The sequence below is a fragment of the Paenibacillus tundrae genome, from assembly GCF_036884255.1.
Lineage (GTDB): Bacteria > Bacillota > Bacilli > Paenibacillales > Paenibacillaceae > Paenibacillus.
The window spans coordinates 673,593-694,462 of the sequence record NZ_CP145605.1 but is presented as its reverse complement, the minus strand read 5'-3'; the positions used below and the strand labels follow the sequence as shown (position 1 = coordinate 694,462).

General features: G+C 46.7%; 19 protein-coding genes. 3 read left to right on the top strand and 16 right to left on the bottom strand.

The features are described from left to right. Positions 1-13: 13 nt before the first annotated feature. The 3 genes from V6W81_RS03195 to V6W81_RS03185 all read right to left on the bottom strand — a co-directional run bounded on the left by V6W81_RS03195 (position 14) and on the right by V6W81_RS03185 (position 3,862). Positions 14-748, bottom strand: a complete 735-nt coding sequence (locus V6W81_RS03195) for an ABC transporter ATP-binding protein (protein WP_338541525.1) — start codon at positions 746-748, stop codon at positions 14-16. Between the two features lie 164 nt (positions 749-912). After that, complete coding sequence (locus V6W81_RS03190; RefSeq protein ID WP_338541524.1) at positions 913-2,472, bottom strand: hypothetical protein; 1,560 nt, start codon at positions 2,470-2,472, stop codon at positions 913-915. 49 nt (positions 2,473-2,521) lie between these two features. Beyond that, positions 2,522-3,862 (bottom strand): hypothetical protein, encoded by a 1,341-nt coding sequence (locus V6W81_RS03185; protein ID WP_338541523.1) that lies wholly within the window; start codon positions 3,860-3,862, stop codon positions 2,522-2,524. A gap of 441 nt (positions 3,863-4,303) precedes the next feature. Between V6W81_RS03185 and V6W81_RS03180 the strand changes: the two genes are divergently transcribed. Then, a complete protein-coding gene (locus tag V6W81_RS03180) occupies positions 4,304-4,765 on the top strand; it encodes a MarR family winged helix-turn-helix transcriptional regulator (RefSeq protein WP_056697214.1) in 462 nt (153 codons plus the stop codon). A gap of 102 nt (positions 4,766-4,867) precedes the next feature. On the opposite strand, the gene V6W81_RS03175 is transcribed toward V6W81_RS03180, so the two are convergent. From V6W81_RS03175 to V6W81_RS03165, 3 genes are all read right to left on the bottom strand, one after another. After that, positions 4,868-6,421: an MDR family MFS transporter gene (locus V6W81_RS03175; RefSeq protein ID WP_338541522.1), complete on the bottom strand. Its 1,554-nt coding sequence runs from the start codon at positions 6,419-6,421 to the stop codon at positions 4,868-4,870. Between the two features lie 208 nt (positions 6,422-6,629). Next, a complete protein-coding gene (locus V6W81_RS03170; RefSeq protein ID WP_370874929.1) occupies positions 6,630-7,211 on the bottom strand; it encodes a GNAT family N-acetyltransferase in 582 nt (193 codons plus the stop codon). A gap of 270 nt (positions 7,212-7,481) precedes the next feature. After that, a complete protein-coding gene (locus V6W81_RS03165; RefSeq protein WP_145052233.1) occupies positions 7,482-7,769 on the bottom strand; it encodes a hypothetical protein in 288 nt (95 codons plus the stop codon). A gap of 184 nt (positions 7,770-7,953) precedes the next feature. On the opposite strand from V6W81_RS03165, the gene V6W81_RS03160 reads away from it, so the two are divergent. Continuing rightward, positions 7,954-8,433 carry a GAF domain-containing protein gene (locus V6W81_RS03160; RefSeq protein ID WP_056697222.1) on the top strand — a complete coding sequence of 160 codons (480 nt, stop codon included), beginning with the start codon at positions 7,954-7,956 and terminating at the stop codon, positions 8,431-8,433. Between the two features lie 165 nt (positions 8,434-8,598). Here the strand turns inward: V6W81_RS03160 and V6W81_RS03155 are convergent, their stop codons facing one another. The 8 genes from V6W81_RS03155 to V6W81_RS03120 all read right to left on the bottom strand — a co-directional run bounded on the left by V6W81_RS03155 (position 8,599) and on the right by V6W81_RS03120 (position 16,857). After that, positions 8,599-9,411 (bottom strand): MerR family transcriptional regulator, encoded by an 813-nt coding sequence (locus V6W81_RS03155; protein ID WP_338541521.1) that lies wholly within the window; start codon positions 9,409-9,411, stop codon positions 8,599-8,601. A 59-nt stretch (positions 9,412-9,470) separates the two neighbouring features. Then, the gene (locus tag V6W81_RS03150; RefSeq protein ID WP_338541520.1) at positions 9,471-10,895 is read right to left on the bottom strand and encodes an aldehyde dehydrogenase family protein; all 1,425 of its coding nucleotides are present in this window, start codon (positions 10,893-10,895) and stop codon (positions 9,471-9,473) included. A gap of 197 nt (positions 10,896-11,092) precedes the next feature. After that, on the bottom strand, positions 11,093-11,515 hold the full coding sequence (locus V6W81_RS03145) for a universal stress protein (protein WP_338541519.1): 423 nt from the start codon (positions 11,513-11,515) through the stop codon (positions 11,093-11,095). Between the two features lie 18 nt (positions 11,516-11,533). Further along, positions 11,534-12,754 (bottom strand): MFS transporter, encoded by a 1,221-nt coding sequence (locus V6W81_RS03140; protein WP_338541518.1) that lies wholly within the window; start codon positions 12,752-12,754, stop codon positions 11,534-11,536. Positions 12,755-13,000: 246 nt separating this feature from the next. Beyond that, the gene (locus V6W81_RS03135) at positions 13,001-13,468 is read right to left on the bottom strand and encodes a MerR family transcriptional regulator (protein WP_338541517.1); all 468 of its coding nucleotides are present in this window, start codon (positions 13,466-13,468) and stop codon (positions 13,001-13,003) included. Positions 13,469-13,589: 121 nt separating this feature from the next. Further along, the gene (locus tag V6W81_RS03130; protein ID WP_338541516.1) at positions 13,590-13,823 is read right to left on the bottom strand and encodes a DUF6366 family protein; all 234 of its coding nucleotides are present in this window, start codon (positions 13,821-13,823) and stop codon (positions 13,590-13,592) included. 199 nt (positions 13,824-14,022) lie between these two features. Beyond that, complete coding sequence (locus V6W81_RS03125) at positions 14,023-14,376, bottom strand: SdpI family protein (RefSeq protein WP_145052213.1); 354 nt, start codon at positions 14,374-14,376, stop codon at positions 14,023-14,025. Positions 14,377-14,493: 117 nt separating this feature from the next. After that, a complete protein-coding gene (locus tag V6W81_RS03120; RefSeq protein WP_338541515.1) occupies positions 14,494-16,857 on the bottom strand; it encodes a heavy metal translocating P-type ATPase in 2,364 nt (787 codons plus the stop codon). A gap of 484 nt (positions 16,858-17,341) precedes the next feature. Between V6W81_RS03120 and V6W81_RS03115 the strand changes: the two genes are divergently transcribed. Beyond that, complete coding sequence (locus tag V6W81_RS03115) at positions 17,342-17,713, top strand: ArsR/SmtB family transcription factor (RefSeq protein ID WP_056697248.1); 372 nt, start codon at positions 17,342-17,344, stop codon at positions 17,711-17,713. Positions 17,714-18,332: 619 nt separating this feature from the next. Here the strand turns inward: V6W81_RS03115 and V6W81_RS03110 are convergent. Together V6W81_RS03110 and V6W81_RS03105 are read right to left on the bottom strand one after the other, a co-directional pair. Further along, positions 18,333-19,493 (bottom strand): AI-2E family transporter, encoded by a 1,161-nt coding sequence (locus V6W81_RS03110; protein WP_338541514.1) that lies wholly within the window; start codon positions 19,491-19,493, stop codon positions 18,333-18,335. A gap of 303 nt (positions 19,494-19,796) precedes the next feature. After that, entirely contained in the window at positions 19,797-20,831 is a 1,035-nt protein-coding gene (locus V6W81_RS03105) for an LLM class flavin-dependent oxidoreductase (RefSeq protein WP_338541513.1), read from the bottom strand. Between the last annotated feature and the right edge of the window lie 39 nt (positions 20,832-20,870).

The window sequence follows — 20,870 nt, the reverse complement described above, 5'->3', positions numbered from 1 at the left end:
TCCATCCTTGGTATCAGGAAGTCAGTATGTCAAAACAGTCAAATAACGATGCTTCTGGCAGCTCTGCCACAGCCCGAATCTCATCTAGTGTTCCTTCTGCAGCCGAGTGTCCTGCATGGATGAGGATAAAACGATCACATATCCGCTCCGCCGTATCTAACACATGTGTCGACATCAGAACCCCTGCACCCCGCAAGCGTTCCTCGTCCAGTAGCTTCAGGAAATCCTTCGTCGCACGCGGATCTAAACCAATGAAGGGCTCGTCTACAATATATACATCCGGGGAGGAGAGAAATCCGATCATCAGCATCATTTTCTGACGCATGCCTTTGGAGAAGCTGGCGGGCAGATCATCTCGAACATGATCCATGCCGAATCGAACCAGCAGCTCTTCTGCTCTAGTAATGAATATATCCTCTTCCATTTCATATGCAGCAGCAGCCAGATCAAGATGTTCCCACAGCGTCATATATTCGTAAAATACAGGCTGTTCCGGAATATACGCGTAACGCCCCTTTCCCCCAATCCTCACCTCATAATTGGCATGTTCAAGTAGACCTAACATCGTCTTAATCGTGGTACTTTTACCCGCTCCGTTTGGGCCAATGATGCCCACCAACTCACCTGATGACACATGAATATGGATGTTTCGGATCGTAGACTGCCCTGCCTCATAACCAGCTTCACTAATATGTACATCTAACACAGAATCTTGAAGAGATATCATGCTTTCATTTGCTGTCTCCATACTACTCACTCCTATCCTAATTCGGTGCTCGGTTATATCTTTCTTATTATTGTAATTCAGTTATGGAGCTAAATGTTTGATCATTTTAAGCATTTCATTATAGAAAAAAAAGAAGCAGGGGTTCCGGAGCCCCTGCTTCTTCCTATTACAGTGAAAATCTCATATTACCGATTGTTCTCCACCACAGTCATCGTTTCACTTTCACCTTCTGCATTAGCGTTCAGATCGAGATCCAGTCCACCACGGCTTTCGCTTGTATAGCTGCTGTTCGTGCTGTCCTCACGGTCTTTCACGCTGTTGTTGCGTTCGGATTGAGCCCACGTTGCACTCTCACCTTCCGCTTTTGCGTTCAGACCAAGATCCAACGCACCACGACTTTCGCTCGCGTAGCTGCTGTTCGTCGTACGTTCACGATCTTTCACGCTGTTGTTGCGTTCAGATTGAGCCATTGTTGCACTCTCACCTTCCGCTTTTGCGTTCAGACCGAGATCCAGTGCGCCACGGCTTTCGCTTGCATAGCTGCTGTTCGTGCTGTTTTTGCGGTCATTCACGCTGTTATTGCGTTCGGATTGGGCCCATGTTGCACTCTCGCCTTCCGCATTTACGTTCAGACCCAGATCCAACGCACCACGGCTTTCACTCGCATAGCTGCTGTTCGTGCTGTCCTCACGATCTTTCACGCTGTTGTCGCGTTCAGATTGAGCCCATGTGTTGCTCTCACCCTCCGCTTTTGCATTCAGACCGAGATCCAACGCGCCACGGCTTTCGCTCGCGTAGCTGCTGTTTGTGCTGTCCTCGCGGTCATTTACGCTGTTGCTGCGTTCAGATTGAGCCCACGTTGCACTCTCGCCTTCCGCTTTTGCGTTCAGACCGAGATCCAATGCACCACGGCTTTCGCTCGCGTAGCTGCTGTTCGTCGTACGTTCACGGTCATTCACGCTGTTGTTGCGTTCAGATTGAGCCATTGTTGCACTCTCGCCTTCTGCATTAGCGTTCAGACCCAGATCTAGTGCGCCACGGCTTTCGCTCGCATAGCTGCTGTTCGTGCTGTCCTCACGATCTTTCACGCTGTTATCGCGTTCAGATTGAGCCCACGTTGCACTCTCACCTTCCGCTTTTGCATTCAGACCGAGATCCAACGCGCCACGGCTTTCACTCGCGTAGCTGTTGTTCGTCGTACGTTCACGGTCATTCACGCTGTTGTCGCGTTCAGATTGAGCCCATGTTGCACTCTCACCTTCCGCATTTACGTTCAGACCGAGATCCAACGCGCCACGACTTTCGCTCGCATAGCTGCTGTTCACATTACGCTCATCGCCGTTTCGTGAATAATCGCTCATCGTTGTACCTTCTCCCGAGACATTGGCATTCAGGCCAAGACCCAACTTGCCTGAGCTAGTGCGCTCACTTGTATAATCGGAAGAATGACTATTGTAACGGCTTGTACTCTCAGAGGATACACCAGCATTCAGCCCTAGATCCAAGTTCAAAGCTCCGCTTGCACTAGATGAACCTCCATAGCTGCCTTGATTGCCGTAACCTGTGTCACGTTGTCCTGACAGTAGAGATCCTAACTCTAGACGCAAACCTGCATTCAGATCCAGATTACCATTGCTGTTATTGCTATAACTATCTGCATAAGTTGCCTGCGTAGCTCCCAGCAATCCAGCGACCAACGTACCCGAAAACACCGACAATTTTACCCAACGATTCACTTTTTTCATGATAATATACACTCCTTCTCATTTTTGGTTGAATTAACGCCATTGTTGCCTAAGAGAAAGAGGTATATTGCGGCGGCCGACCTGGCGGCGCTTGTGACCATTGACTGAACCCATCGAGCTGTTCTATTCGAAAGCCAACATCATCACCTGACAAAACTTGGTTCGTTATTGCTCCCGGAAGTGCAGCGGCCGGAGCAGTTGCTCCACCTCCAGTTGCACCAGACGAGCCGGAGCTTGTACCTGCATAAGCACTAACTGCTGGAGAAGTTACTGCAACATTCCAGCTTGTTGGTTGCTCTGCACGTGGTTGCAAGGGAGACACTACACGTGTGTCTGCTTTACTCACACTTGCATCTGTCTTGCTCTGTACTTGCTCAGTAACAATCGGTTTCACAGATAATTGATCGATTAGAAACTGCTCGTTATCTGGCAATCCTACATTCACATCAGAGTGTTGAATCAGATCGGCTCTTTCCACAGGCAATGCCTGCGGGACAATACCTTCTGGACGGAGAGGTTCAGGGGTAACTTCAGTCACCTTGCCTGTAACCTGCACTACATCTTGTCCTTCCGTGTTTTCCGGGGACGATGCCAGATCAGAAGATTCAATCGTATTCGGAATTGGAGCTTGCGGTGTTTTCACATCCACTGGCTGTTCTGATGTATTCTCAGGTTGTTCCGGCTTCACCTTAGGAATGTCCCCCGATCCCTTACCGGAATCGAGTTTTGTGGATATGCCTACGGCTGGAACTGTTGCCTCCACCGATGGGAGCTGCACTGTACCTTTACGCAGATCGACACCAGAGGAAGAGACATCCACCGAAGTCACTTCAGGTACATCCACCTTCACGGAAGGTAGTTCAACCTTGCCCTGCCGAAGGTCTGTTTTCAGAGCAGACGTCTCTGCTTGAATGACCTCGGGTACCTCTGCGGTAACGCTAGGCAAAGAAGCTGTTCCTTCATTCAGGTTAACCTCACTGCTTGATACATCTGCCCGAATTATCGGTGTATCCGCCTGCACGGACGGTAATTCTACAGTTCCTTTATTTGCATCGATACCAATCTCCGATGTTCCAGCCGATCCAAGCGGTGTATCTACCTTAAGCTCAGATACACTCAGCTTGCCTGCCGAAGCATCCGCTTTGATCGACGGAACCTCAACATCCAGTAATGGTGTTGATACCGATACTGATGGAGTCAAGTTCAACCCACCATCTGAATCACGTGAAAACAAATTCAACGACAATCCATTGGGGGATTTTTCTGAAGCGGCCTGAGCATCATCCGCATAAACATGCGATGAACCCAAACTTATTACCAAGGCTCCTGTAATGACAACCAGTGGTATGCTGGCAAGACGTACGATCGATTTGGGTAGCTTTACCTTCAAGTTGCTTCACCCCCTTTCGCTTGTTGCGTTGGTGGGACAAGGCATATGAGTTTTCCCCTAGGAATAATTAGAATACAGGGATTTGTGCCTGCTCCTCATTAAACGTGAAGGCGTTTACTCAAACGGTATCGTAGCAAAAACTTTAAATTTAAAGTATTTTGCCGCCTTCATTTCATTATTGGGAATGCCATTATTTAATATTGCACTCCTAGCTCCTTCTTCTCTTTCTGTTACGTTATAAATCGGAGATTGGATCACCTACATATGTATTTTCTTGAATTTGATTAATGATTAAATTTTAAATGCTAAAAATGCAGATCTTGTGACATATCGCATGTTTTTCGTAGAATTAGAGGTTTACAATACAGTCATGGCGACAATTCGAAATCGTCAAACGTCAACGTATCACCCCATATAACTAACTGTAAAGGCGGGATCAGCATGCTAGAATTACAAGAAATTGAAACAGAACGTTCTCTTCATCTGTACCGCACCTTGGCCAAGACATTTAAGAGCGTGAATGAACACGCTGTATCTGGAAGCAAAGTGCATGGATTCAATCCTACAGCATATGGTTTACTTGAAGTTCTGTATATGAAGGGGGCACAGCCTATTCAACAGGTTGGAGCACAGCTTCTCTTACAGAGTGGTAATGTTACGTATGTTATTGATAAGTTAGAGCAAAAAGGACTTTTACACCGTAAACACTGTCCTCAGGACAGACGGATTATATTTGTGGAATTGACAGAGGAAGGGCAGCGCACAATGGATGATATCTATCCAGGCTATGCTCACAAGATTGATCGTGCTGTCAGTGGCTTGAGCGAAGAAGACAAGACGATGCTCGCTGACTTACTAGAGCGACTGGCGATTGGCGCAGATCGGTTATCAGCTAATAGCTAATTAACTTAAATAGTTATAGCAAACTTAACAAGTAGCAAAAAGGCAGCCTCATTAGGCTGCCTTCATTTATTTATTACGCTTAGCGATGGATAGCCATCCCCACTATTTTTTCTCCTTTTTCACACCAGCCACTTGCACGGAGCCTTGTACTTGCTGTGGGGCATCTGCGTCTTCTGGAACCATGAGACGTTTGCGCAGAGCCAGCGTAGCAACCCAAGACACAATCGCAATTACAAACATAATAATGAACAAGGAATGCAAACTTCCCTCAAGTACACCTCGCAACAACCGCCATTGATCGTCGGACAAAACCGTTTCCGTATGAGGTGCCAGCAATTCATTCAGATCCCGATCGGAGATACCGGCAGCTGCAAGATTTTGTGCACTGGATAATGTTGAGATTCGATAATTCAACCATGTACCAAAAGCTGCCGCACCAATCGTTTGTCCCAGTGTACGCATGAACGTATGTAGTGCTGTGGATGAACCCCGTTCCCGATATCCTACAGATGACTGTGCAATGATGGTGAAGATTGTGAATGCAAAACCAAAACCAAGCCCATAGATAAAGGTCAGAACAAACAACACGTACTGCGGCGATGAACCGCCGACAAGGAATAATCCGCCTGAACCAATCACAATGCCAGTCAGTCCGATGAGAGACGTCATACGCGACCCAATCTTCATTAAGAGTCGACCTGCCCACACACTGCCGATCAGCCAGCCAACAGACATTGGTGCAAGCAACAATCCGGATTCAGTCGCATTTCCCCCACGCACACCCTGCACCCACAGCGGCAGATAACTCGTAAGACCGATCATCAGTGAGCTCGTTAAGAGCCCAGCAATATTCGCCACACGAATGTCTTGAATGCGGAAGAGGTGAAGTGGAACCATCGGAGCCTCGGCTCTTTTTTCAACCATGAAGAATAATACGATAAAAGCTACAGCTACCGCGCTGAGTCCCAAAATCAACGGAGAGCTCCACGCATAATACTGTCCACCCGCTGACAAAACAAAGAGCAGAGCTGTAATCCCAACAGTGAAGGTCAACGCACCCATAACATCAATTTTGGCAGTACGTGGTGACACATTTTCATGCAAATAACGAAATACAAACCACATCGCTAACAAACCAAACGGCACATTGAACCCAAATATCCATTGCCAACCTAGATTATCTACAAAATAACCACCTAATAGCGGCCCGGCCAGAGATGAAATTCCCCATACAGAACTAATCCAGCCTTGGATTTTGCCCCGTTCCTCAATGGGATAGATATCTCCAATAATCGTAAATGTCACAGGCACTACGGCACCTGCGCCAATCCCCTGGATTGCACGAAAAACAATGAGCATCTCCATATTCTGCGAGAAACTGCATAGTAACGAACCGAGTATAAACAGAGCACATCCGATTAAGAATACAGGCTTCCGCCCATACAAATCACTGATTTTACCAAAAATCGGGGTGCTAACCGCCATTGTGAGCAGATAAGCTGTAAAGATCCAGCTAAGCAGTTGCACACTGCCCAATTCACTAACGATCGTTGGCCCTGCGGGCCCAATGACCGTACCTTCAATGGCGGACAAAAAGGTAGCTAGCAGCAAACCCGCCAAAATGAGACTGCGTTTGGAATTTCCCGTCGTATTCAATGGAACCCTTCTCTCTTCATTTCTATATCAACTAGAAAATGTTTACACTTACCACTCCGATGACAGAATAACCTTCCGATCGCTGTTATCCCCAGATTTTTTGGATTCCCTCTTTAGAGTGAAAATCCGGTGATAAAGGCGACCGCCCTGCTTCTTCACGTTATTTCTGTCCTCTCCGTTCTCGTGTAAAAGGTCTAGTTGAATCTTTTTATTTGTTATTACGCGCCCGTAGCCATTCATCATAGAGTAAAGAATACATTAACATATCTTTGTAACCTGTAGACGTATGTTGAATTTGACGAAGTAATCCCTCTTTCGTAAATCCCATATTCTCCAGAAATCCACCTGACGGCGCATTACGTGGATCCACAAGCGCCTCAATGCGATTAAGTCCCATCGTCTCATATCCAAAGGACAGCAGTACCGAGAACGCCTCCGACATATACCCATGCCGCCAGTAGTCACGTCCTAGCTCATAGCCGATCTCACCGCGAAATGCGCCCTCAAGTTGCCATGTATTGAATCCACAGCTTCCAATAAGGCGTCCTGTCTCTTTCAGCTCTATTCCCCAACGGATCGCATCCTCTTCTCCCGCCATCTGGTTAAGCAGACCAATCATATCCGCGGCTTCGGTTGCCCCAACCATTGGCGCAAGATTCATATAACGAGTCACCTCTCGATCTGACCAGCACGCGAACATCTGAGCAGCATCCCGGCGTCGCATTTTGCGCAATCGAAGCCGCCCCGTCTCAAGCTCAGGGATTCTACCTTTACATTTATACATCAACATACTCTCCGATCCGATCCATCTCTAAAGACCATAAAAATTCACTAATTATCTAACCATAACCTGCGCATGATGGCAACGGTTTAATCCTCATTCGTACATTTCAAAAAAAGTACGATGATGATAGAAGGATGCCGTTTGAACAGCCTCTATTATAACATCAAAAAAAACCGGGACACATCGTGCTCCCGGTCTTACTCTACATATTGCTCAACTCATCGGACACATTCAAGCCATAGAGCTTGTCCCAATGATGTCTTCACGATTAGGTATCTACGCTTCGGTACCTGTCGCTAGCAATTCATTGCTGACTCGGCCGAGTACAGTCGTAATTTCCTTATACTCCTCAATGCCTGTGCCTGTAAGGCTCCACTGGTCTCCATGAGCAGTCAGGAAATTCTCTTGGGTCAGGTGTTCAAGCTCCTGCTTAATCTCCCGCTCTCCCACACGATATCCCCGTTCTTCCAGCCAGGGCAATGCGTCACCAACCGTCAAATCCTGATGCTGTGCCAAATATAGAAGATGAATCCGTACAAAAAGATTCTGTACCTCTGCGTGCATAAGTCAATCTCCTTCCAGGGTTCGCCCTCTGTGATTGCTAAGTAATTACCCCAGTGAAGAAGCAGAGAAACAGGAGGAATTTACAGCTTAGTTCCTTCGTTTTCAAAATCCTCCGCTTGACTAACGACATACACTACACTATCTTGAAAATAAGTACCATTTTTGCTCGGGAGGGTGATTAACCATGTTTCAAGCTGTTTCTTATGAAGGAACACGAAGCGAGCAGCACAACGCCGTCCTGGGACAGTTAAGCGCTCTGATTCGCGATGAACCTAGCGCCATTGCCAATCTGGCAAACGCAGCGGCGCTGCTCAATGTATTTTTGACCGATACCAACTGGGTCGGCTTCTATCTGTATGATGGCAAAGAACTTGTACTGGGTCCATTCCAAGGACTGCCTGCATGCATCCGTATCCCACTTGGACGCGGTGTATGCGGCACATCCGCTGCAGAAAAACGTACCCTCGTCGTTGACGATGTACATGCTTTTCCAGGCCATATTGCCTGTGATGCTGCATCCAACAGCGAAATCGTCGTACCGATTATTAAAAATGGAGAACTATACGGAGTACTCGATATCGACAGTCCGATTAAGAACCGTTTTGACGACGAAGACCGAATCTTCCTGGAGCAAGCAGTGCAACTTCTCGTAGACCAACTGTAAGTAGGTCTTGTGCGACTCTCTACGCATGAAGCTTGTGAGGCTCACTTGCCTCATACCAACGGAAAATTCGACAAATGAAAGAGCACAGTCCGCAACTGGACTGTGCTTTTTCATTTGCCATCTTCATACACCCATGTTCTGCTCGCCCTTCAACATGTTATGCATCTAAGACAATTCTTGTTCCGCCTTAATGATCATCGCATCCCTTAAGAATTCAGCAAGCTTAGGATGATATCCGTCATACATTTGGCGGAAATTCTGATGTTCAACGTACAGATTACCTAACTCCCGGTAGATCTCGGCTGTAGGTGTGTAGTACCCTTTGACCCATTCCAGGTGTCTACTAATAATCTGCTGCACCTTGGGACTATCCGCAGATAATCCATCCTCGATGGCCTGATGCAGATCACGATTGATTCCATCGATCTTCTCCTGGGAGTCCAGATAGTCTCTTTTCGTCTTAAGCTGCACACTTTGGAGCGTGTTTTCAGGCGACGGATTATGCCTAGGCTTGTCTGAGTTCATCTCACCCAGCTTCGGACGCTGCATCTCATCAGCACGCGATGAAGGTTGTTGCAGTAACATATTACGCTGTCTCGGCTCAACAAATCCCTCGTATAGTGCGCTCTCTTCAATTTCTTGCTCCCCTTGCAGATGGGATATCGTTTTGTCGAGTGTTTGTATTAGACCATGCAAGCGAAGTGCCTTTTCTAGCATTTGAATACGTTGCTGCTGCATCATTTGAATCATGTCATACGGATCTTCTTGTAGCATTGAGCCGATCTCTTCCTGCTCCACACCAAGTTCCTTGCAGAACAGTATCTGCTGGAGCTTCAACAGTTCCGGCTTCTCATAATACATGTCGTTCGGGTCACTTCCGACAAACGCCGGGGTCAACAGCCCAGCATCCACATATTGACTTAACTCATCCAAACTTACTCCGGACATACCGGATACGTCAGCGATAGTATATGCCATTTCAAACACCTCCTGTCCTGGTCTGCAACTATGGAGTTCAGACATGTTATGGGATGTACTTAATTTTTGTTAAACATGACAAATTTCAATTCCGTCATCTCTTCCATCGCGTATTTCACACCTTCACGTCCCATACCGCTCTGCTTCACACCACCGTATGGCATATGATCAACCCGGAATGTAGGAATATCATTAATCATGACACCGCCAGCTTCAATGTGTTCCGCCGCATACAAAGCGGTCTGAATGTCATTCGTGAATATACCTGCTTGCAGTCCATAGATGGAATCATTCACATGCTCAATACCTTCTTCAATCGAATCAATCGTATTAATGACCACAATCGGAGCAAATACCTCCTGACAAGATACTTTGGCGTCGCGGGGTACATTGACTAGCACAGTAGGACGCAGAATCCCACCTTGTACTTCGCCCCCAGCCACCACTTCAGCTCCTGCCTGCTTCGCTTCGGCTATCCATTCTTGTGTACGTTGTACATCCTTCGCTGATATTAGCGCAGACACAACTGTATCCGGATTCAAGGGATCACCTATGGCGACTTGCTTAGCTGCCTCAGCAAAACGACGAATAAATTCATCTGCGATCTCACGGTGTACATAGATCCGTTGGAGAGAGATACACACCTGTCCCTGATAAGTAAATGCGCCTGTTACACTTCTAGGGATTACTTTATCAAGATTCGCATCCCGATCCACAATAACCGCGGCATTCGATCCAAGCTCAAGCGTCACTCGTTTCAACCCAGCCTGGCTGCGAATGCTCTTCCCTACAGCAGGACTCCCTGTAAAAGTAATATGGGCAATACGTGGATCAGCCACGAGCACATCACCAATCGTCTTGCCATCTCCACTAACCACGTTCAGAACACCATCTGGTAAGCCTGCCTCCTGAAGTAGATCAGCGATATAGTATGAGGACAATGGGGTCTGTTCTGCTGGTTTCAGCACAATGGTATTACCCGCTGCGATCGCCGGTCCAACCTTGTGCGCAACCAGGTTCATCGGGAAGTTAAAAGGCGTAATTGCTCCAATGACACCGAGCGGCTGGCGCATCGTGAATCCGACACGTCCTTCTCCGCCCTTGGCTGCATCCATGGGTACGGTCTCGCCAGTCAGTCGCTTCGCCTCTTCTGCTGCAAAACGGTATGTCTCAATGGTTCGTTCTACCTCGGCTAATGCGGCTGTAATTGGCTTCGCCGCCTCCAGAACAATAACTCGCGCAGCCTCATCCTTGCGTTCCTGGAGCAGCGCTGAAAGCTTATATAGGATATCCGCACGCTGATGTGCGGGCATTCGGCGCATTGTATCTCCAGCCTGGGTTGCCGCAGCAATAGCTGCTTCCGTCTCCGCTGCTGAAGCCGTAGCAACCTCCGCAAGTGTCTCACCGGAATAAGGTGCCTGCAGCTCTTTATATTGTATAGACTCGGTAGGTTTCCCCCCGATAAACAGATGTTGTTTTTTCATTGCTGTATCCTCCATCCCTTCATTACTACAAGATGAACATATAAATTAACACGGGATCACCCTATTTATTTATACACTATTTTATTATTCTCAACCCAGTAGAGCGGCTTAATATTGCTTATTTTATCTAAGCAACAATCTCAGATGCCTTGAGACGTAAAGCTCATATATAAGCTCTTTATCATGCAGCTATAGTGCTATTTAACTGTTAGTACAGGACAATGAGCATGTTTCAAGACTCCGTGACTCACACTGCCAAGTACGATCTCAGCCAGCATACCTTTGGCTCCCGCACCCATGACGATTAGCCCACATTCTTGATCACGTGCTACCCGGCAAATCTCATTCACAGGATCTCCGGCTACTAGAAGTGTCTCAGCTGGGACAAAACGTCCTGACAAGAACGCATGAACCGGCTCAACGATATGTCTGCCTTCTTCGGCAATTCTAGCCTCCAGATCAACGCCCAGCGCAGGCTCATTGATAGATATTGATGGATTCACATGTACAATGAGCAATTGCGGATTTTTTTGCATGCCCTCTGCTAGTTCGACCGCTGCCTCCAGCGCCTTATGAGCATGATCCGATCCATCCACCGCTACAAGTATTCGTTCAATCATGTCGCTTCCTCCTCGATATCAATGATGCGAAATAGCCGAATCGATCTCACGCAGATGGCTGCGGCGAACCAATAGAACAACCACACCAATCAGCACCATGATCGCGCCAAAATAAAACGGTGTCTCCGGCATATACCACTCGGATAATTTACCTGCAAGCCACGGTGCAAGCGCACCGCCCAAGAAACGAACAAAGCTGTACGCCGCAGATGCTACGGAACGTTCCACAGGTGCCGCTTCCATGACAGCAGTTGTGATTAGCGTATTGTTAATGCCTAGGAAAATACCCGCTACAATAACAGCCACAATGACGGTTGTAGAGGAGCCCATGACTGTACCTATTGCCATCACAACCAGATCAATAGCGAACAAGGTTAACATGACACTCATGGATGGAACCGATCCGAATCGGCGTTGCAGTCTAGGAGCTACGAATACGGATGTAATCGCCAGCGCCAGTCCCCAACCGAAGAACACGTATCCTAGACCATGCTCGTCCAGATTCATGACATATGGTGAATAAGCCATTAATGTAAAGAAACCAAAATTATATAAGAAAGCGGTAATCGCTAATGTTTTGAGAGATGGATAACGAAGTGCCTTGAACGGATCAGATAAGGAACTTCTTGTTTTCGGTTTGGCTACCTTAGGCAGCATAAATGTAATACTAATAAACGCAATGGCCATTAACACAGCTACACCGTAGAATGGACCGCGCCATGAGATGGAGCCAAGTTCACCACCGAGCAGCGGACCTACTGCGATCCCAAGTCCCAGTGCTGCCTCGTACAAAATAATCGCTTTGGCTGTCCCTGATGTGGATAGACCAACAATGGCAGATAATGCTGTTGCGATAAATAATGCATTACCAAGACCCCAGCCGCCGCGATATCCTACCAGAGCACCTACCGTATCCGAGGTTCCTCCAAGAGCGGAGAAAATGATAATGAGTAATATACCGCTCAGTAGCGTCCATTTCACACCAATCCGGCTGGATACAACACCGGTAATCAGCATAGCAATACCTGTGACCGCGTTGTAACTCGTAAATAACAGGGAAACCTGACTTTTGGATGCATGCAGTTGATCCGCTATGGCAGGTAAGATTGGATCGACAAGTCCGAGCCCCATAAACGATATAATACAAGCGAAGGCTACGGCCCATACGGCTCTCGGCTGTGATAACAGCCCTGCGCGTGATGACGGTAATTCGTCAGGTAGCGATGGTTCTCTTTTCATAACTAATTCCTCCTGATGATGGTCTGTGTAATCGTGTTGCTTGGTTGGTTCATTATTTAATGCTTTAGCCCTTGTAAACAGATGAAAATTACATTTCACTTTCATAAAAAACGCAATCAAAACGGAACAAAAGAACACCGACATGGGCGGTGCTTATGTTCTCAGCTATATATATATATTTTATTTCATGTGGCTGGTCGCCCTTTTTCTTTCAGATCACATTCACATTATCTTTCGTACTGCTATTTATCCGTCTTGGACTCGATCTGAAGCGCCTTGGTCTTGATTCTGTTCCTGCAACCGCTGAATGCCTGTCTGAACCCGTTCTCGTAACTCCTCCAGTTCACTCTGCACGGCATGAATGCTATGAAGTTTCTGTTCAATCAACTCCAGTTGTTCATTCAATGTTGTCTCCATCTTGCTCAGCTTCTCAATGCGCTCCTGAACTTCAATCGTCTGCTGATAGTCAAAACGCTGTTCATTCAGCGCATCTGATGTTGCGACATAAGCATGTAGCTCCTGTAGCGAGAAACCCAGTACCTCCTTGGCGCGAACAACCTTTTTCAGATACGTAATATCCTCCCAGGTGTATAATCGCGTGCCACCATCCGTCCGTTGAGGTGAAGGCATGACCCCAATCTCTTCGTAATACCGGATTGTACGCTTGGTTAGTCCACTTTCCTTAGCCACATCATCAATTTTATACAAACTCATTTCCTTCACCTCACTTATATGTCTGTAATGTTATGCACATAATTATATATAATTGTAACGTTAACGTCAACGTTAGATTTTAATCGCACGAAATTTGATATGAACCTCCTCTTCTAAAACATCAAAAGAAAATCGACTTTACTGCGATCCCCATCAAAATAATCAATATGATTATCCCGATGCCCTTCCATCCTAAGGTGCTTACTAGTTCTCCTAGATTGCCAATTGTAGCCCGATCATATGCATCCTTCATCGTTCCCGTTGGATTATTCTTTAATTCTTCACGGGCTAGCCTTTCTCTTTCTCTTTCTCTTTCTCTTTCTCTTTCTGGCTGTGGAATTTCTTGATTCGTCATGTTAGCTCCCCCTGTTCTCAAAATGGGTTGTACTCCTATTATACTAAATAAATGTTTCATTTCTGGTTAAATCATCCATAAACATCTCTCTATTTTATAACCAGCATAATTCTATGTTTATTCGTGAACACCTACTTTAATGGTTACAAAAAAAGACCCGCTTGTGCGAGTCCCCCGGTTGGTGCTATGCCTATTTATATTATGCATCCTGCTGCTTCTTTTTAGGTTTACTTTGTAACTCCTTCAAACGCCCTTCAACCTTCACAAACAATCGAATCGTATAGAACGCTAATGACCCCAGACTCAGTACCAGTGCTTGTACTTCAGTAAACCAAAATCCAAGAATCCCGAATACCAGAATGATAAAGCCAAACTGCATCATCAGATTCGAGGCATAATGCTGCGCTTCCTTCCACAATTCCGGATCACTCATCGCTCTTGGTGTACGATAACCGTAGATTCCGTTAATTGCTCTCGGTGGTTTCTTGAACATCATGAAACCCAGTATAAAATAACACACCCCACATATTATCCCTAAAATCGATCCAGCCAAAACTGCCTTTCCCCTTTCTTCTGTTGAGCTTCCCCATCATAAATGACCACGACCTATTAAAAACAAAAAAACGGCTCTACGTATATACGAAGAGCCGCCCCGGAGCGTTTCGAAAACTTAGCTTTCCTGTACTCGCAGTACCCGCATCGCGTTGAGAACAGCAAGAACCGTAACGCCTACATCCGAGAATACTGCTTCCCACATGGTCGCAATTCCGAATACACCGAGCAACAGGAAGATGGCTTTGACACCAAGGGCAAATCCGATATTTTGCCATACAATGACGCGAGTTCGCTTGGCAATGCGGATTGCACCAGCAATCTTGGACGGTTCATCCGTCATAATCACAACGTCTGCAGCCTCGATCGCCGCATCTGAACCGAGTCCCCCCATAGCTACACCTACATCAGCCCGGGCAAGTACCGGTGTATCATTGATCCCATCACCGACAAAGATCATTTTCTCCTTCGGTGACTTGGCTGCTTCCAGCTTCTCCAATTGCTCGACTTTGTGCTGAGGTAACAATTCCGCGTAGACCTCATCCACACCAAGATCATGCCCGACTGCTTCACCTACTGCCTTCGCGTCCCCAGTGAGCATGACCGTTTTGCGAATACCCAGCTTACGCAATGCTCGGATCGCATCCGCAGCATCATCTTTCACTTCATCAGCGATGATCAGGTGTCCTGCGTACATTCCTGCCTCGGCAATATGAACGACAGTGCCCAACGTTTGCGGAGCAGTGTAGGAGATGTTCGCCTGCTGCATCAGCTTGGCATTGCCTGCCAGTACTTCTCTTCCATCTACCTTAACCTTGATGCCATGTCCGGCGACTTCATCGTATCCGTTCACACCTTCGGTTGGAATCTCTCGTCCCCATGCAGCGCGAATAGATTCCGCAATGGGATGATTCGATTGGGCTTCTGCAATAGCAGCTAGCCGCATAAGCTCTTCTTCCGTACGCTCACCCTCTGGGTGAATAGCTGTGACTTTAAATACGCCTTTGGTTAGCGTGCCCGTTTTGTCAAAAACAACAACTTTTACATCATTCAATGCTTCAAGATAGTTGCTGCCTTTCACCAGGATCCCATTACGAGAAGCCGCTCCAATACCGCCGAAGAATCCAAGCGGGATCGACACCACAAGCGCACAAGGACAGGAGATCACCAGGAAGACCAAGGCCCGGTAGATCCAATCTGCAAAGGTAGCTCCACTAAGGAGCAGAGGTGGAACCAATGCAATCAGCGCAGCCAAGATAACGACAACCGGTGTATAATACCGGGCGAATTTACTTATAAAATGTTCCGTTTTGGCTTTACGACTGCTAGCATTCTGCACGAGATCAAGGATTTTGGAAACCGTTGATTCCCCAAATGTTTTGGTCACTTCGATTGTCAGCAACCCATTTTTGTTCACAAAACCGCTGAGTACATCATTTCCAGGCTCCAATTCCCGCGGTACGGATTCACCTGTTAGAGCTGACGTATCCACCATCGAGTGTCCCGCCTTCACGACACCATCCAGCGGAACTCTCTCTCCCGCTTTTACAAGAATACGATCTCCAATTCGAACCTCTTCAGGAGATACTCGCTTCGTCTCATCCCCTGTACCGATCAGGATGTGAGCATAATCTGGGCGAATGTCCATCAGCGACTGAATCGATTTTCGTGAACGGTTAACCGCCATACCCTGGAACAGCTCACCAAGCTGATAGAAGAGCATTACTGCGACCCCTTCTGGATATTCACCAATGGCAAAAGCTCCAATTGTCGCAACGGACATCAGGAAGTATTCATCGAATACCTGACCACGTAATATATTCTTACCTGCTTGGAGAACGATATCTCCTCCTGCAATCAAATACGCAACAATGAATAACGCAAGCTGCGCCCACCCTTCTAAAGGAGACCAGATTGCAGCCGCCATAAGAACCGAACCTGCTGTAAGCCTAGCGAGTAGCACTTTGGTCTGCCCAGCTCCATGTTCATGAGAATGACCTGCATGAGCATGACCTTCGTGACCGTGCTGGTGCTCAGCGTGGGTATCGTGGTCATGATCGTGGTTATGAGTATGGCTATGGTGGCTATGCTCATGAACGTGACCACTGCCTGCAGTTGAATGCGCATGGTCAAGAGTATGCTGATCATGACTTCCATGGTTATGTTCATGATCGTGCCCATGAGCATGACCCTGATGTTGAAGTGTCCCTGCTGTAGAGCGATCAGCGGTAGACGTTTTGCCTTTTTCCGAGATACGAATATGTGGCTCTAACCGCAGGACTTTACGCTTCGCTTCCTCCACAATCTGTTCATCCATATCTGATGTTGTGTGCAGCGATAATGTTTTGGTTACAAAATTAACAGAGCATTCGGTAATGCCGCTAATTTTTTTGACACCATTCTCAATCTTCAACGCACAGTTCGCACAATCTAACCCATCTAGCAGCAGTTCCCTCTTCACCTGTTCTGATCCAGTTCCCATGTGAATTCTCCCCTTTGCAGTTGCGAAACTATATCAGTTCAATTAAAGCATGCTTACACTTACCACTTCGATGACAGAATAACCTTCCGATCGCTGTTATCCCCAGATTTTTTTGATTCCCTTCTTCAAAGGGAAAATCCGGTGATAGCCTATGCTTCCGATGTAGCTTTCTTTCAGAAAGCTTTCAGCCGAACGCTCCGCTTCTTCATGTTATTTCTGTCCTCTCCGTTCTCGTGTAAAAAGTTTGTTTGAACGAACTTATATAGTCAAATAATCCATTCAATATAATGTATGAGCAATCATTCATGTATTCATTTATCCTCATTATATGCATGCCTAAATACAAGTGTCAACATTCGCAATTGATTTTTCATACAAATTATGCTAATAGTAATCATTTCGCTTTAGACGATTTTTGGATATAATAGGCGTATATCGTATAACAAGTTATCCAGTGTTGATTGAATATAGGCGGTGATAGGTAATGGAACAACCGGTTAAAGCTGTATCCGAATGCGACGTCGCCTGCTCAGGTACCGAGGCGGATGTGCAGACCATTCGTACATCTCTAATAGATCGGGAGACTTCTTCCGAAATGGCAGATTGGTTCAAGGCATTCAGTGATCCGACGCGTCTACGTATTATTGATGCTCTGTTGCAAAAGGAATTATGTGTGCATGATCTTACGGTGTTGCTTGATATGGGACAGTCGGCCATCTCACATCAGCTGCGGTCACTACGTAATATGCGCATTGTGAAGCGGCGCAAAGAGGGCAAGACAGTGTATTATTCCCTGGATGATACACATATTGAGCAGATCTTCCTGCAAACGCTCCAGCATATTAAGCATGGCTAGGTATAGCTAGGGCGTGTCTGAGAACTCCGAAGGACGCAGATTATGCCGAATTTTCGTTCCAAGCAAGGAAGTTTTCCGCAGGCGTGCCGGGGCACGTCAAGGGGAACTGACGCAGCAGGGGGCGAAAAGGCGGTAAAAGATGCACTTCAGCGAGTTTGCAGACACGCCCTAACCTGCTGAACAAACAAGAACCCCCGTCCATCGGCAGGAAGCCGACAGGCGGGGGTTCTATTTCATAAGGGCGGTTTTCAGTACCAAGAAGATAGGATGAAGCTAGAAATGGAGTAGCGGAGCGTAGGCAACCTACGTGAGCAACTACATTGTTTCCGAAGGAAACAACCTTCGTAAGCCTCCACTTATTTCGGCTGAAACCCATCTTCGACGCTGAGATGCCGTCAGGCATCTTTCGTAATCAAAAGCGTCCTTTTTGAACTACCTCTACAATAGATGTTCAAAAAGGGCGGTTTTCAGTACCGAGAAGATGGGATGAAGTTAGAAATGGAGTAGCGGAGCGTAGGTAATCTACGTGAGCAACGGACATTTCGGCTGAAAACCATCTTCGACGCTGAGATGCCGTCAGGCATCCTTCGTAATCAAAAGCGTCCTTTTTGAACTACCTCTACAATAGATTGTTTTTGTTCGGGTCATATAGACCTGTACTGCTCTTGAACCAATTGAATATGTGGGAAATACATACCTTCAATACCGCATAACCCGGTACAGCCAACAGGATGCCGACTACGCCGAACAGGTTACCTGAGGTCAAAATAACAAAGATAATAGTGATTGGGTGAATTTTCAGTGTTTTACCCATGATCTGTGGCGAGATGAACTTGCCTTCGATCAGTTGCACAATCGTCCAGACAGCAATCATTTTGAGTAGCATTACCGGTGATGTAACAAGCGCTACGATCAACGCTGGTGTAATGGCAATAGCAGGACCGAGATACGGCACCACACTGGTGAATGAAGCAATAATAGCAAGAATCAATGCATAGTCCAGCCCAATGATCATGTAACCAATATAGAGCAGAACACCGATACAGAAGCTGACGATGATCTGTCCACGAATGAACGAGCTGATCTGATGGTTAATATCCTCAAGCACATGCATCGCACCTGTACGGCTCTTGATTGGTAAAAAGGACAAAATTTTCGCCGGAAGCTTCTTGCCGTCCTTAAGCAGGTAGAACAGAATGAACGGAACCGTCACAATCGACAGTACAGTCTCTGTGAATACCCCTAAGAAATCTCCAATTCCCGTCCACGTGTGATTCAGAATCTCCGTAGCGCGCGCAGAGATTGTAGCCCATAGATCTTCAAAATTAAAATTGATAGTTTCTTGAACCTGGTTGAACATTTCACTTCCTGTGAGCTGCACAAATTTCTCTTGCACCAGTGTGCTATATGCTGGGAAGTTCGCAATCAGACCCATAATCTGGTTACGCAATACAGGAATAACAGCAAGCACGACAACAGTCAAAATACCGCCTATAGCGAGATACAGAATCAATATTGACCAGCCGCGCTTAATTTTCCACCTCTCCATCACATCAACCAACGGATTCAGCAGATAGTACAGTACTCCAGACAAAATGATGGGTAATACAATGGTTTTGATCAACACTGCAACGGGATGAAAAACAAAGGATATCTTCGTCATCACCATAACGTTCAACCCGACCAATAACAGAATCAACAGGAATAGGACAAACTTATTATTCAAAAAAAATCGTTTGAATCGATCCGGCCAAATTCGGGGTTGTTCCGGTTGTTCCATAGACTTGTCTTCCTTTCTTCTATTGCTGATGTACGCAAACTCTGTACAAGCCAACTTATGTATGACACTCCCGATTTATACGTATCGACTCAATCTGTCGTTTCATAAATGATCGGTATACTCATTTTACCCGAAATACAACCTTCTGCCCCAAAGCGCACTTTTGCAATTAATCCCAAAAAAAGACTCGCCTCCGATGAGACGAGCCTTTGATCAAAAAACTAAAGTATATGTTAACAGAACCGTCTCAACTTAAACGTTAAGGTTGTTCTTTGTTTTATCTAATATCCACAATTGATGGCTTTACGCTTTACCAGCCAGTTGGGCGATCAATTCATACGAATGTAGACGCGCTTGATGATCATAGATCATGGATGTGATGATAAGTTCATCCGCTTGGGTCTGCGCGATAAATGACTCCAGTTGCCCACGCACCGTTTCAGGAGAACCATTAACGGCTGCTTTTAACGTCTGTTCTACACCTGCTCGCTCCCGATCTGTCCATTTGCCTTCCATATCCGCTGGCGGCTGTACCAGTCCAGTCGTGCCACGGATAATGTTCAGGAACTGCTGCTGCATCGTTGTTCCTAACCATGCGGCTTCTTCGTCCGTATCAGCAACCACTGCATTTACACCCACAATGACATGTGGCTCTTTCAGCAGATCGGATGGTTGGAAGTTGTTTCGGTACGTTTCCAGGGCAATTCGTGTGTAATCCGGTGAGAAATGGCTGGCAAAAGCAAACGGCAATCCCAGTTGTCCTGCTAGTCTGGCACTGAAATCACTGGAACCGAGCAAGTAAATCGGAATATTCAGCCCTTCCCCTGGCACTGCACGAACCGGAGCATGATATGAAGTAGCCGAAGCATCAAAGTAAGCTCTGAGCTCTGCTAACAATTCAGGGAAGTCCTCCCCACTGTTCAGGTCTTTACGAAGAGCGAGCGATGTGCGGCGATCACTTCCTGGTGCACGTCCTAGCCCTAAGTCAATCCGCCCCGGATAAAGTGATTCCAGTGTGCCAAACTGCTCCGCGATCACGAGTGGAGCATGATTAGGGAGCATAATGCCACCCGAGCCCAAGCGAATCGTTGATGTTCCACTCGCTAGATACCCAATAACGACCGAAGTCGCAGAAGACGCGATGCCTGGCATATTATGATGCTCCGCTACCCAGTAGCGGTGGTATCCCCAGCGTTCCGCATGCTGCGCCAGATCCAAACTGTTACGAAGAGCATCGGCAGGAGTTGATCCTACCACGACTGGAGCCAAATCCAAGATAGATAGCTTAACGTCGGTAATCCGTTCTTTATGAGATGTTGCTTGGTGTTCAGTAGTCATGATGAGAATGTACTCCTTTTTGAATTATATTTTTGTATA